The sequence below is a fragment of the Agaribacter marinus genome (genome assembly GCF_030160655.1).
GTDB lineage: Bacteria > Pseudomonadota > Gammaproteobacteria > Enterobacterales > Alteromonadaceae > Glaciecola > Glaciecola marina.
Genome location: NZ_BSOT01000001.1, coordinates 1 through 14,242 on the forward strand (window position 1 = coordinate 1; position 14,242 = coordinate 14,242).

A 14,242-nucleotide genomic window follows, 5' to 3' on the forward strand; every position below is an offset into this window, starting at 1 on the left:
CGCCAGACTCCTAATTCTCTGAGAAGAGACAGAAACCCGCACGTGCTGCGGGTTTTTTTATGCTTGCGTTTTATGGCTAAAATAAATTCAATTCAAGTAAGTAGCTTGATGGCTTTTAAAGCCCTTAGCTTATTGATACCATTGTTCCTTTTACGCCCACCAAAATAAAATGTCAGAAATTCAATCGATCATTCAGCGACTATCCGGCCAAGCAGCGTTCGAAAAAGGCAAAAGCCTATTTGAGTCAAATGCTGTGCTTGATTTTTCAGTTGAAAATGAACAAATAAGGGGGCAAGTTCAAGGCTCCTTTGTATACGATGTATCTCTGACTATCATTGGCAAAACATTTGATGGCGGCTGTTCATGCCCTGCCTCTGAAGGTTTTGATATCTGCAAGCATTGCGTTGCAGTACTACTTCAATATGAGCAGCGTATAAGTGAACTTGATAGTCTGTTGAACGAAGGTCCAGCAGAAAGGGTTGAAGGTTATATTAATACATTACCTGCAGCAGACCTAAAGAAAGCACTTTTCGAGTTTGTAAAAAAAGACCAAGAAACTCTTTCGCAATGGGTAATGTTTGCTGATATTAATTTGGGCATATTTGAGATTAAGGATTTAAAGAAAGAAATAACAAAATCTTTGCCGCTAAAAGATCTTTGGAAGTATGAACAGGTTAGAAACTATTTTTCTAACGCTAGATTAAAAGTACAAAGATTGTTGGCAGTCATTGAGAAGCTAGAGGCCGATGTTGGCATTGAGCTAATAGAATATGGCCTATTAAGGTACGATAAGGTAATGGAGCGTATTGATGACTCTGGGGGCTTTAGGTTTGGCGTATATTATTTATTAGAAAGGTCATTAGTAGATACATTTCATAAGTTAGCGTGGGATGTAGACCGCAAAGTCGACTTTCTTAACCAATTAAACAACATAGAGTTCTTGAGTGTTGACTTTGGAGATATCGGACTAAAATTCATTAAACCCGAAAATAAAATGCTTGAAAAACAGTATTATAAAACGTTAGAAGCAACACTTAAGTCAACGATGTCACCAGCAAATAAGAAGCGCATTGCAAATTCTTTGGTTAGATATTTGATTGATTCGGCGCAACTAAAGAAAGCGGCGGAAATTAAGGCCAGCGTAGCTTCAACTGTTAAAGATTTTGAGGTCATCATTGATGAATGTGTATCAAACAACGAATTGTCGCTCGCTTCAAAGTATATAAAAAGAGCACAGGGTTTCGCTCAACACCCAGCGGAAAGAGATCTACTGATTAAAGCGTCATTGAATATTGCGATTAAACAGAAAGATTACGAAAGTGCAATATCACTTGCTTGGTCAACATTTGAGCAATCGTTCTCTAATGAAAGTTACCAGATATTATTATCGTTGTACAACAAGACAGGTTTAGATGTAACTGCCCTAATGGCAAATGCTGAAGAGTTGATCCTAAATTCCATACAAACTGATATACCGGAAAGATTACGTAACTATGAGCCCATTATCAGCTTCTATTTAGAGACAGGTCAATTCGAGAAGGCATATTTAATAGCTGATGTGCAGTCAGTGTCAGAAAATCAACTGCATGTATTGAGCTACACCTGCTTAACGAATGATATGCCACACAAAGCACTTATTTTATATAAAAAATTAATCCATCAATATGTCTCTAAAGGTACAAAAAATGACTATCAAATAGCGATTGATTTGATGTTAGAGTTGGAAGAAAAATCATCATTTATGCCAGATGGGAAAAAAGAAATAAAGAAGCTATATCAAGAGCTTATAAGTGTTAATGGTGACAGGTTGACGTTTGTTCAGTTGTTACAACTTAATTTTAGCGAGCTATAAATTTCCGTGATATGAATCTGTGCGTCTCACCAAGTCAACTTCAATATTTACATTTAGTTCAATTTATTTTTATGTACTTTGGTGTATGAATCAAGTAACAGAATTGTTTGCAGTTTGCCTGTTTCTAATAAAGTGATTGTATTAAGTGTTTGATATATAAGTATTTAAATCTATTGGCATGATATGTGTACTAGTAAGTTTAGCAGGGCTACTTAAAGCACTGTCATCTAACTAATAATGGAGATAGTTATGTCAATATTTACAAAAAAAACGCTAATCGGTAGTTTTCTAGTTGTCGCGAGTGCTGCAAGTTTTGCATCAAGTGATTTATTCGATTCATTGGACGTAGATAAAAGTGGTTCAATTTCTAGCAGTGAAGCGAGTGTACATTCTGTGTTAAGTGAAATGTTCGCTACTCTTGATGAAAATGCCGACGGTGAACTTAGTTATGACGAGTTTGCTAAGGCTGGTTTAGAGTAACCTCGCATATTAAAGTATCGGTAGTTAGTTGCGAGTCTAACTACCGATGTTACTAATGCAATCGCGCCAATATATTTACCCATGAATTCTTTATGTAAGTAAGCACTAGCAATAGTGATATTTTGATGTGAATCCTCGGCGTAAATACGCAATCATTTTATTCTAAAAGTACCTCATTTTTACCTACGTAATAAGTAAATTCGGCATGTTTATTCTTTTAAATATGGTGATTATTAAATATCTATATCTCACTATGAAAGCTAAAGACATCGATAAGAAATTTCAACATCTATGCATACCTATAATGGCTGCAAGCTCTTACCATATGCGAAGAAAATATAGATACCTTAGTGTGAATAATTGTGAAGTCTCATAATTGATACAAATACTCAGGGGCATAATTATCTAAGGTTTTCAAGGGTCCTTAAAAATATAACGGATAGCTTTTTAACCTCGAAGCTAAGACAATATGCATAAGAGGTTATCGTCGATTATCAAATTTCATAAATTTTTATGAAGTGAACTTTGTACATTTTATAAGTTAACAGTCGCATTTCTCTCCAATTTATATACTATAGGTATATGATAAATATATTAAAATATATGTTCACAAAAAATCACATTGGTAATAACTAGTAAATTTAAGTGATGCTAAATAGGTAACTATTTTCATGAATACCGAAAATATTGAAGCAAAAAATAAAGTCGCAACCTTTAAGCAGTATACCTTAGACTGCAACGCAGGCGTACTTTCCGATGAGCAAGCATCATATCATTTGGAGCCAAAAGTTTTCCAATTCATGTTGTTGTTAATATCAAACCAAGGAGAGATATTAACCAAACCGACTATTATCGAAAAATTGTGGAACGGTAAAAGTGCATCAGATGAAGCGATTCGTGCGTTGGTGAAAAAAACAAGAGAATCACTTAAAGACGATGCGCGTTCCCCACAATATATTAAGACAATGCCGACAAAGGGCTATTTGTTTATTCCCCCAGTTGATTTTAAACAAATATCCATTTCTAGTAAAAAAAGTAAGCTAAAGTATTTTTTGTTTTTAGGTATGTTATGCGTAACCATTTTGTTTATGTCAATTGCTTTTTTGACGACGTCGCCAAAAGATGACGTTTTACCACCCGTCGAAAACACTGTAGTTGCATCAGTAATTAATGGGAGTGTAAGTAAAGAAGTAAATGTTTACTATCAGAGTGGTGAAAGCTACTTAAGGCTTGAGAAGTTATACGATGAAATCGGCGAGGTGGTAAAAGTATCTTTAGAACCAGAGGACCTAAATAACTTTCTGGCGTTTCCAGGCGGGGCAATTGAGCATTTTGGTATTTCGAACGATAAAAAAGCATTTTATGCGATTGTTATGCGGCAAGAGAAGCGGTTCATCAACTATTGGAGTTTGGGTGCCAACTTAGCGCTAATTGAAGCACTAGAGTTTGAGTTGCCTAAAGTGAATGGGAATTTTGTTAACTTTAATTTCGACGAAAATGTTGTGGTCGAATCTACAATTGATTTATCGAAAAATACAATAAATCTGCACCTTTATGGATTAATAAATGCTACTGAAAGAGAGCTTAGTTTTACTTCTCCAAGCACACTAAATTCTGAATTATCTGTAGAAATTTCTCCTGATAACAAATATGTCGCAGTAATTGTTCCTCAAATTAGTCACAGTGATTTTCTTCTCTTCTCCATTGATGACAATGTTTTGATACAGCAAAAAAGTTTACCGGTATCGGTTGTTCAATCCTTATGGGCTGACGATACCAAACAAATCATATTTAGAAGTCGAGATGGTTATCTTTTAGCATATCAATTGTCCAGTGATTCACTTATAAGTTGGAACGAGCCATTGCTTGATGTAAGTGAATTGTTTGGTGTATGTGGCGATGGTTGTTTTATTGGACGCGCGTTGAAAACCGATATTGGGCTCGCGCATTATAAATGGATTGAAAAGCCCTACTTTGCAGATGGTAGCGTCTTGCATCAGATTGGAAATCCTAGGTATCCTGTGGCTCACGATAATCGTGTGTTTTTTATCGAAAACGCAGATGAGCAAAGTCAATTAATTGAGTATTCTTCTCTTGACGCACAGGCTGTCGTTTTATATACATTTGAGGGTAAAAATGAGCTATCGTATTTAAGTATCAATCAATCCGGAAACTTACTTGCTGGTATTTTGAATGGACGAGTATTTATATTCAATCTAGAAGACAAGTCGTTTTCGTTGTTAAAAGTCCCGATGGTAAAAATGCGAGTGCCTGTTTTTCACCCTAACAACGAAAACATTCTTTATTTTTCTGCTGCAGATCCCCTCAACGGCGAAGCGGTGTTTGAGTATGATCTCTCACAAAGCACATATGAACGTTTGCAAGGCGGCTTATTACAGAAAGTGCCCCTTGGCGAAAGTATGTATCTTACTGTAGATCAGTTAGGGCGTTTGTCTGTTATCAAAAAAACTAGTCTTGATAGCACGTCAGATAGTGAAGAGGTCATTTTTGAAACACGTGTTTCTAGTGCGGTCAGTTGGCAGCTAGTCGATGATAAGTTGTTAGTACTAAGCATCAACGCCATCGGATATTTAAGTCAAATAAACTTATCAAATGGTGACGTGACTAAGGTGCAATTACCTACTTTGCCAAGGCTCTCTGAGTTTCTTTATTTGCCTGAATCAGATAGTTTTATCTTACCGGTGACAATAAATTCTCAACATCAAATTATTAAGTACGAAGGGTTAACGAAAGCATATTAGCCATTTTCTATAACCCAATCTACCTAAACTCACGGCTTTTAGTGTTTAACTCATCTAGACGATAGCTTAAGTCGATAAGTTTTCCGGCGATGATGTGGATGACATCACCATCGCCTCTTTCTAAAATTCCTCTTACTTGAAGTATCTTGGCATTTAGATAGGCTTGTTTCTGCGCTCTTGCAGAGGCTTGCCATACGATCACATTACTGTTGCCAGTATGATCCTCTAAAGTAATGAATGTAACGCCTGCGGCAGTGCCTGGGCTTTGCTTACATGAAACTACACCAATGACAGATACCAGTGATTTGTGAGGCAACTGCTGTAATTGAGCCGCTAAGGTAAATCGAGGTAACAAGCGACTATTTAAAAGCAATGCAATTGGGTGCTGTTTAACAGATAGTCCGGTGCTCGCATAGTCCTCAATGAGTTCATCAAACAGACTAGGTTGTCGTAAATAGGTAGGTGCGGGCTGCTCTTTAAGTGTATCTCTTAGTAAAGGTAAACTAGGCACATTATCAAGTAGTTGCCATCGCGCCGCATATCTATTGTCACTTAGTTTTGATAGTGCATCAGCGCTGGCTAATGCTTGTAAGCAAGTATCAGGTAAACCTAAATTTCTGACTTGCTGAATATTTGTAATGACAGTTGTACTTCGGTAACAGGTAATAACTTCAGAGGATGATTGCTTGAAACCTTTGACTAAACGAAAACCGAGTTGAATAACATAGTTGCCACCTATGAAGCTTAATTTGTGATCGTACTCTGAGGCCAAGACGCAAACAGGTAATATCTGAATATTGTGGCGCTTTGCGTCTTGTATGATTTGAGACGGGCTATAAAAGCCCATGGGCAAACTATTTAGTAAACCTACATAAAAAACCGCTGGATAGTAGTGTTTTAACCACGAAGAAACATAGGCAAGTACAGCAAATGATGCCGAATGTGACTCAGGAAAACCATATTCACCAAAGCCTGTGATTTGTTCGAAAATTCGTTCAGCATATGCTGATTCGTATCCACGCTCTGTCATGCCAGTAATAAGTTTTGCTCTGAACTTCGTTAATTCTCCCGTTTTTTTCCATGTTGCCATTGCACGGCGTAATTGGTCTGCTTCGCCGCCACTAAAACCAGCCGCGACCATTGCTAGTTGAATGACTTGCTCTTGAAAAATAGGTACGCCATTTGTACGTTGAAGTACACGTTTTACTTTTTCTGATGGATAGTCAATTTTTTCTTTACCGTCTCGTCTGCGCAAATAAGGATGTACCATATCGCCTTGAATAGGGCCTGGTCTGACAATGGCGATTTGTACAACTAGGTCGTAGTAGCAGGCGGGTTTTAATCGTGGCAGCATCGACATTTGTGCACGTGATTCAATTTGGAAAATGCCAATGGTATCGGCGCGTTGTATGCGTGCATATACCTGAGGGTCATCGCCTAATTTAGTTATGAATGGGATAGAACATGGTTGTTCATATTGTTCACGCAACATATCAAAACTTTTGCGTATTGCCGTTAGCATACCCAGTGCTAACACATCGACTTTTAGTAGTTTAAGGCTCTCTAAGTCATCTTTATCCCATTGAATAACTGTGCGTTCTGGCATTGCAGCATTTTCTACTGGTACAAGTTCGTAGAGTGGGCCATCTGAGATAACAAAACCACCCACATGTTGTGAAAGATGTCGTGGAAAACCAATAAGTTGTTCAACTAAGGAAATAAAAATCTTGGCTTGATGAGAATTAGGATCCAAGCCTAAATCTGATAATTGACTTTGCCAGCTTAGTGCACCATCTCGGCGATTAATGTTTTTAATGAAAAAATCCAAATCAAGTATACTTACACCTAATGTCTTACCTACTTCTCGTAAGGCACTTTTAAATCGATAAGAAACAACCGTAGCTGCTAGTGCAGTGCGTTGACGACCATATTTTTGATATATGTATTGAATAACTTCTTCACGCCGTTCATGCTCAAAATCGACATCAATATCTGGCGGTTCATCACGCTCTTTTGAAATGAAACGTTCAAATAAAACATCAATTTGAGAAGGGTCAACTGCGGTTATTTCTAGGCAATAACAGACCACAGAGTTAGCCGCGGAGCCTCTGCCTTGATATAAAATGTTCTGTGATTTTGCGAATTGAACCACGTCATAAATAGTTAAAAAGAAGTGTTCATAATTTTGCGTTTGGATTAAGTGAAGTTCTTTTTCAATGATCTCATGAATACGATGTGATACCCCCTCAGGAAACCGGTATTTAATTCCTTTTTCGACGAGTGCGCGTAAATATTCGGTGGGTGTTAAATCTTGAGGGACTATTTCAGCTGGATATTCGTATGCTAATTCAGACAAGCTAAACTCGCAAGCTGCAGCAAGCAGGCAAGCATTCGAAAGCCATTCGGTGTCGAAAATCACATTTAACTTATGAATTGGGCGTAAGCAAGCTTCTGCATTAGCAAGTGTGTTTTTACCCAATTCTGCTATGGTGCAGCCGCGCTTGATCGCTTGCAAACATTGTAAAAGAGGAAGTCGTCCAGGGTCGTGCATTAAGGCACATGAGCTAGCAATAATATCTAAAGATAAACTGTCTGCAATCGTTTGATCTGTCACAATTTTATCTTCTTCATTACTGGTTAACCATCGTTTAACAACCAAGAACAGTCGTTCTTTAAAGTAGGTTTTAAGCCATTTTCCCCATTCTATATTTTCTTTAATCCCTTTAGGGGATGGCAACCATAAACAGAAACAATGTTTTATGGTTTTTAAATCCCATTCTGCTAATTCGTATTTGCCTTTGCTTGCACGTCGTCTAGCATTAGTGATGATTCTGCAGCATTCACTATATGCTTTACGGTTAGGGCAAAGTAGTACTAAGGTTTGTCCTTGAAATATAAACTTACTACCAACAATCAGCTTTATGGGTAAATGATTATTTTTAATTTCGCTATACGCACGTACAACCCCAGCCATTGAACATTCGTCAGTAATCGCGATGGCTTGATAGCCTAAAAAATAGGCTTGTCTAACCATTTCTTCTGGATGCGAGGCAGCATCTAAAAAAGAAAAATTAGATTGGCAAACTAGCTCTGCAAAGCTGTGGCAAAAATCTTGATTATGATTAGGTGAAGAAGCCATGCAAGTACCACTGATCATTAGGTGTTTTGTAAATCCACAGTCGCTGCCCATTTTGACTTTGACCGATGTAGTAGTCTCGAATTATTGCCTGTGCATCCCACCAGCCGGTATTGATACGCTCAGGCCCTTTAATAATAGAGACTTGCTGTGTCAGTACTTCAGGTGATGTTAGTAATATGCCTGGTTGGTCATGGTTAAAGCCTACACCAGTGACTTTTTTTGTGTTTGAAGTAAATGGTACTAATTGATTAGCGCGTTCTGGCCGAAAATCCTGCGCATAAGATAGGCCTTGTACTTTGCTTTCTCCTAATTTACTCATTAGTCGAGAAATCAATGATAAGCCTGCTATTTGTGATGACCGCTGGGCAAATAAATCATCGTTACTTGCTTGCGTTGTTTCATGTTTTTCACAATGTAACGACAAACCGTATATAGGCGCGATAAGTGTAACGCTTTCTAACTTTAAGCTGATTATTTCTATCCAGTCTAGGTGCGTATAAATAGGTAATGCACTGTTGAAAGTAAGGGATAAACAGGGGGCATCACGTTGCAAAAAATCGATTTTTATTTGTAATGTACGTGCATTACGTATACATAAAAACTGAGCCAGATTCCGTAAGGTGTGCGTTAGTATTGGGCGTAGTTTTTCGGTATTTTCGATTTCATAAAGTAGTTCTATCGTTTCATGAAAGCTTGAGGGAGGTTGATAAAATTTTACTTTGCTTGGTGCTAAGCCTAGTAGCTCATTAATGGTATTCATACTATAGCGATTAACTCGACCAGCAACCTCAGCTGATGGGATTCGCCTTAAGTCTTTGACTGTGTGCATACCAACACGAGCAAGTTTTTGGAGGTCTTTAGGCTCAATATCTGAGTAAGCTAATGAACACTTATCTAGGATATGCTGAATCTTAGATCTATCTTTGGTAATGAAATGTTGCTTGCTATGTAATGCAATAAGTTTAGCTGCGTGCACTGAGTACGCAGCACTAGCAATAAAACGATAATTTGTTTTTATTAAACAGTATTCAATAACTCGCCAATATCCTGCTAGTCCTCCGTAAAGGTTTAACATATTTTGTGCGCGTAAAATCAAGCCATTAGGGTGTGCTAGCACAATATCTGAAGTCACTATGTATAATTGCTGTGCTATTTGTTCAAGTGCATTTTCTTCAAGGCTGCGTTTGTATTCGAATATCTGGAGATCGCCATAGAGTAAGCTTGCTTTTGCTAAGCCCATGCCACACTTAATTCCTTTTACTTTAGCTGCGTTGTTTATTTGAATTAACTGGTTACTGCTACTTTGATAGATAGCTTGAGGGGCATTTTTCTTAGCTCTTAGCTCTGATGTATGCGCAAAGTCATGCTCAGTAATACCAGTATATTGTTTTTGGATAAGGTCGAGTTGAAGCGAAGGAAAATAAATATATAGCCAAAGCGATTGAGTATCGAATTGCATTGTCTCTACCTACTGTTTACCATTTAATTAAGCGACTGTTGAGTCAAGTTAATAATCTTTGCAGCGCGGTGAGCTTGTTTATTTCGTTTTATCGAAGTATGACAATTAAATGGTCTATGCAATGTAATACTTTGCTGTGTCCAGCCAACTCTTTGCTTATTGATTTGAATCGCTATGTCATTTTTGTGCCGAGTCATAGATATCGACAAACTGAGAGGAAGGTTTGCTTGTTTAACCTTGCTATCGGTAAACCAAATACAATAAGATTGGCCATGTTGTGCCGACAACTCTAATTTCCGTACTTGTAATTGGCTAAGTCGTTTTTGCCATAAAAATACACCAATACAAGCCCCACTTTTGGCACATTGTTCAGCGCTCCATAGCGCTTCTTCGGTAGTGGTTTTATGAATGACTAATAGATTGTTTATATCGATATGCTGTGCAAGTAAATATTCTGCATTTGGTACGCCTGGTGGTGAAACAAACACCCAAAATTTGTTGTTACCTGATTGTTCATTCTGAACGTTTTGTTGCTTTAGGATATTAATAAATAAATCTAGCTCGCCGCAGCCTGTTATCGTTTGTACATGGATCATACCGGCGTTAGGAAAGCCGGCATTTAAGGCCTTATCTAATTCGGTGAAGCCAGTTGATATGCATTTTTTTTGCTTTTGTTGCTTTGCACTTGTTGCTGACCACACCCACTGCTTACGTGCTAACTCATGCAGAATAGGATTCATATGCAATTCAAATTGTACTGTATAAAAACACAGTATAATCATTCTGAGTATTTGATCAACTACCACAAATAAAAAAACCGACTAATGAGTATCAACAGTGTGACATCATTTGCCAGTTTCTATTACCTTGTGCTTTTTAGATATTTATTTCAAGCTAGGCCTATTTCGATGACTCATAGGCCTAATACCTTAGAAAGGTAAGGGCATTGGATTACCATTTAATTCAGCTTTTGCGTCTTTTAACGTAAATGTAAACTCATACCCGGAGTCTGTTTTAGACAACATTCCTTGTTGTACTAATGCTGCTAAGGTCGCACCAGCCTGTTGGTTCGCGATCTGTGTAATTTCTTGTTCAGACATTTGAGCAAATTGGGGGTTATTCGTGAGCTGAGATTTAACGCTCTGTTCAGCAAAGAACAAGGCTGCAGTTTCCTCAATAGTCGTTTTAGCATCCACTAATGCATGTTGTACCCAAAATGCAGGGTCTTCTAGCGGGGATGGTAATGCTTGTACATCTGCTAACGTAGTATTGATGAAAGCTTCAAAAGCGCTGTCATTCACCTTACCGCTAAGTTTTGGTAAGTTGAACTCAGGATTTACTTGTAATTGACTAAGTAATGGCGCTTCGAATAAATCATTGATGCTGTCTTTTGATGCTTGCGGGCTTTCAAGCATACGATTAGTCATATCCTGATAGGCTTTAAAGAAAGCACCTTGTAAATTGCGTACTTCAATATCCAATATTATGTCATTAAAATTAGCGTAAGGGCTTTCTATTAATTGCGTTTTAAAAGACATTAAAATGTCACCTAAATCCGTTTTTTCATTGTAGCTTGATGTGGTCGTAAAAAGTAGATTATCTAGTTTGCCCGTATCATCAGACTCAGGATCATTAAACGTCAGATTATCGATGCTAATTTCACTCACACTGGCATATAAGGTTTTTTCTAATATTTGCGCTAAGCCTGCGTCAATATCCATATCAATTTTCATATTTGATAAGTCTAAGACATCTTTACCATTTACATTGATTTTAAAACTTTCGGTATCGCCTTCATATTCAATTAAATCTTGATTAAATCGACCTTCGCCAGCCCAACCTGTAAAGGTAAGTTCTGCACCAGAGGCTGGGTCGTTATACATCAATGCGGGTACTTTATCTGCATAATGTGTTGTACCGAGTAATCCCATGCGTGCACTGATCTGATAAATTATGCTTGTGTCGGTATCTAACACTGAGCCTTCAAAATTTTCCGGTGTTTCAATATTAATTTGCCAGTTAGCCCAACCAATACCAACACCGCCTTGTGTTAAAAAAGGCCCATGTTGAGCTTCAATTGGGATTGTTAGCGAAAAAGCATCAAACGATTGAGCTTCCGGCATACCGTCTAAATCCATACTTACAATCAGCTCTGCTGTGCTTGAAAACCAATGTTGTTCTCGCTTTTCAATACTTGCTTTATACATCGGCTGTTGGCTAATTGCTTCGGCAATATTGTCTAATTCGTTATTGAAGATATTGCCCGTAAACTTAGGCCCGATAAGTCCAAATAATACGAGTACTACGATAAGTGCTATGATGATTTTTTTCATGTTTACTTCCTTGTGCTATGGATTTACTCGGTAAATCTGTGCTTTTCAATGAATTGGTCAATGTGTGTTTCTAACACAAAGAGTGGAACAGAGCCATTTGCTAGTATAGCATCATGAAAGGCACGTAAATCAAACTTTTCTCCTAACGCATTTTCTGCTTTAGCGCGTAAGGCTTTAATTTTGATTTCCCCAATTTTGTAAGATAGAGCTTGCGCAGGCCATGAAATATAACGGTCTATTTCAGTACGTACATTGTGTTCGCTAAGCGCCGTGTTCTTGAGCATGTAGTTTATTGCTTTTTCTCGAGACCAGCCAAATACATGCATACCTGTATCGACGACTAGGCGGCAAGCACGCCACATTTCGTAACTTAATCGGCCAAAATTATCATAAGGGTCTTCATAAATGCCCACTTCAAGACCCAAAAATTCAGCGTATAAACCCCAACCTTCCCCAAAAGCAGAAATATATGTAGAGCGGCGAACTTTAGGGAGGCTGTTCATTTCTGTTGCCAAAGAAATTTGAAAATGATGCCCCGGTACTGCTTCATGCAGTGTTAGTGCAGGGAGTGCATATTTAGGGCGCTTATCTAACGCATAGGTATTTACCCAATAATAGCCTGGTTGATCATTGCGTCGCGGTGAAATATATCGGCCGGTGGTATATTTGGGTGCAATGTTGTCTGGTACAGGTGCGACGCCATAGGGTGTTCGTGGCATTTTATAAAAAAGTTGAGGTAACTTAGCATCCATCTGTTTAGCAATATACGAGGCTGTAACAATGAGCTCCTTAGGCGTCTTTGCGTAAAAGCGCGGGTCGTTACGTAAAAAATGAATAAAATCAGCAATATCCCCATCAAAATCTAGTGCATCTATGATTGATTGCATTTCTTTTCGTATTCTTGCGACTTCAGTCAGGCCTACACTGTGAATATCTTCAGCAGACATATCTGTGGTGGTGTAATAGCGAATTCGATTATTGTAAAAGTCTTCGCCAGATGGCCAAGTTGTCGCGGCAATATTTCGCTTAGCTGCCGGTCTATACTCATTTACAAAGAAAGTGTAAAAGTCTTGGTATGCGTTTGCCACCTTTGCGATAGATGCCTGTAAGGACGTTTCTTTTTCAGTAGAGAATATTGCTTCATTTGTAGTATTTTTGTATATAAAGAATGGGTGTTCTTTTATTTCTTTGTTGGTATATGGACTGATTGTATCTTCATAATCAATCAATACTGACGCAGGTTGAACATGTCCAACTGCCATTCCCTTACGCATGTAGTCAATATTTTGAGCAATATAAGCAGGTATGGCATCTAATAATGCAAGATAATCTTCAAGGTCTTTTTGAGTACTAATGCGAAAATTGCTAACGGTTGACGCTAGGCTGCTATGAAAGCCATACTCAGATGTCAGTGGCACACGGTATGCTTTAAATTTTATTTCATCCAGATAATTTTGAAGGCGGTAGCGTTGCATAAACAGGCTAATTTTTTCAGATGCGTTTAAATCGTCTGCATTTATCTTATCGAGTCGATGTAGATATTCTGTGAACTTAGCTTGTCTTGCCGCGATTGCAGACATTGAGATATCTATTAAAGGACGACTGGGGCGAAGGTTTTCACTGCGCGCAATACTTGGGAATTGCGCTAGTTCATACTGCCAAATGTCATCCAAAAGTAGCTCAAAGTTTTTATTCTCTGCCTGTGTCTTTGTGCTATGAAGTAAGACAAAGGCACTACATAATATGACTAAAATTCTATCAAGTTTTATCCGATAAATGGATTGCCTTTGGGGGTTTAGCATAGCCTGCCCTTATTATTTTTTTGGCGTGTATATGGGGGTATTAAGTGCCGTTACTTTGTCAGATAATTGCGTGATTTTAGCGCTACCTTGTTTAGCCACCTGATCAATACGTAAAACATGATGCATGGGCAGATATGTTCTGTCTACGTCAGCAAACTCATCTTTCAATTTTTCATGGCTTGGGTCTAATACTAGCTCAGTGTGCTTATCCCAGACAAAATCTCCAATTTCAACAAATCCAAAAATGCTGCTGGTGGTTAATTCTTTAACATACAATTCATAACGTTCCCCGTTGCTAATAAATTGAACTCGATAAATAGGGGATTCTTTGCTCATTATTACATCTACACTTTTAAATAATTACAGGAAATAAAACGCTTTCGCGTAAGACTAGGAGGTTATGCTCTTGCCATAT

At 38.0% G+C, this 14,242-nt stretch carries 9 protein-coding genes; 3 read left to right on the plus strand and 6 right to left on the minus strand.

Going from position 1 to position 14,242, the window contains the following annotated elements; all coding sequences use genetic code 11:
* Positions 1-169: 169 nt before the first annotated feature.
* The 3 genes from QQK00_RS00005 (at position 170) to QQK00_RS00015 (ending at position 5,094) form a co-directional block, all read left to right on the plus strand.
* A complete protein-coding gene (locus QQK00_RS00005; protein ID WP_284215423.1) occupies positions 170-1,852 on the plus strand; it encodes an SWIM zinc finger family protein in 1,683 nt (560 codons plus the stop codon).
* A 249-nt stretch (positions 1,853-2,101) separates the two neighbouring features.
* Positions 2,102-2,332, plus strand: a complete 231-nt coding sequence (locus QQK00_RS00010; protein ID WP_284215424.1) for a calmodulin — start codon at positions 2,102-2,104, stop codon at positions 2,330-2,332.
* Between the two features lie 671 nt (positions 2,333-3,003).
* Positions 3,004-5,094, plus strand: coding sequence for a winged helix-turn-helix domain-containing protein (locus tag QQK00_RS00015; protein ID WP_284215425.1), 2,091 nt, complete (start codon positions 3,004-3,006; stop codon positions 5,092-5,094).
* 19 nt (positions 5,095-5,113) lie between these two features.
* Here QQK00_RS00015 and QQK00_RS00020 read toward each other — a convergent pair whose 3' ends face one another.
* The 6 genes from QQK00_RS00020 to QQK00_RS00045 all read right to left on the minus strand — a co-directional run bounded on the left by QQK00_RS00020 (position 5,114) and on the right by QQK00_RS00045 (position 14,163).
* Positions 5,114-8,233, minus strand: coding sequence for an error-prone DNA polymerase (locus QQK00_RS00020; RefSeq protein ID WP_284215426.1), 3,120 nt, complete (start codon positions 8,231-8,233; stop codon positions 5,114-5,116).
* Positions 8,217-9,692 carry a Y-family DNA polymerase gene (locus QQK00_RS00025; RefSeq protein ID WP_284215427.1) on the minus strand — a complete coding sequence of 492 codons (1,476 nt, stop codon included), beginning with the start codon at positions 9,690-9,692 and terminating at the stop codon, positions 8,217-8,219. Before QQK00_RS00025 ends, QQK00_RS00020 begins: the two co-directional genes overlap by 17 nt.
* Before the next feature lie 23 nt (positions 9,693-9,715).
* Positions 9,716-10,432, minus strand: coding sequence for a translesion DNA synthesis-associated protein ImuA (gene imuA, locus QQK00_RS00030; RefSeq protein WP_284215428.1), 717 nt, complete (start codon positions 10,430-10,432; stop codon positions 9,716-9,718).
* Between the two features lie 189 nt (positions 10,433-10,621).
* Positions 10,622-12,025, minus strand: coding sequence for a DUF945 family protein (locus QQK00_RS00035; protein WP_284215429.1), 1,404 nt, complete (start codon positions 12,023-12,025; stop codon positions 10,622-10,624).
* Positions 12,026-12,048: 23 nt separating this feature from the next.
* Positions 12,049-13,827: a DUF885 domain-containing protein gene (locus QQK00_RS00040; protein ID WP_284215430.1), complete on the minus strand. Its 1,779-nt coding sequence runs from the start codon at positions 13,825-13,827 to the stop codon at positions 12,049-12,051.
* A 12-nt stretch (positions 13,828-13,839) separates the two neighbouring features.
* A complete protein-coding gene (locus tag QQK00_RS00045; protein ID WP_284215431.1) occupies positions 13,840-14,163 on the minus strand; it encodes a DUF1820 family protein in 324 nt (107 codons plus the stop codon).
* Positions 14,164-14,242 lie beyond the last annotated feature (79 nt).

Bases quoted from the DNA above. Each gene is read 5' to 3' on its own strand.
- QQK00_RS00020 (WP_284215426.1), bottom strand. From the start codon at position 8,233: ATGGCTTCTTCACCTAATCATAATCAAGATTTTTGCCACAGCTTTGCA.
- QQK00_RS00035 (WP_284215429.1), bottom strand. From the start codon at position 12,025: ATGAAAAAAATCATCATAGCACTTATCGTAGTACTCGTATTATTTGGA.
- QQK00_RS00015 (WP_284215425.1), top strand. From the start codon at position 3,004: ATGAATACCGAAAATATTGAAGCAAAAAATAAAGTCGCAACCTTTAAG.
- QQK00_RS00045 (WP_284215431.1), bottom strand. From the start codon at position 14,163: ATGAGCAAAGAATCCCCTATTTATCGAGTTCAATTTATTAGCAACGGG.
- imuA (WP_284215428.1), bottom strand. From the start codon at position 10,432: ATGAATCCTATTCTGCATGAGTTAGCACGTAAGCAGTGGGTGTGGTCA.
- QQK00_RS00010 (WP_284215424.1), top strand. From the start codon at position 2,102: ATGTCAATATTTACAAAAAAAACGCTAATCGGTAGTTTTCTAGTTGTC.
- QQK00_RS00040 (WP_284215430.1), bottom strand. From the start codon at position 13,827: ATGCTAAACCCCCAAAGGCAATCCATTTATCGGATAAAACTTGATAGA.
- QQK00_RS00005 (WP_284215423.1), top strand. From the start codon at position 170: ATGTCAGAAATTCAATCGATCATTCAGCGACTATCCGGCCAAGCAGCG.
- QQK00_RS00025 (WP_284215427.1), bottom strand. From the start codon at position 9,692: ATGCAATTCGATACTCAATCGCTTTGGCTATATATTTATTTTCCTTCG.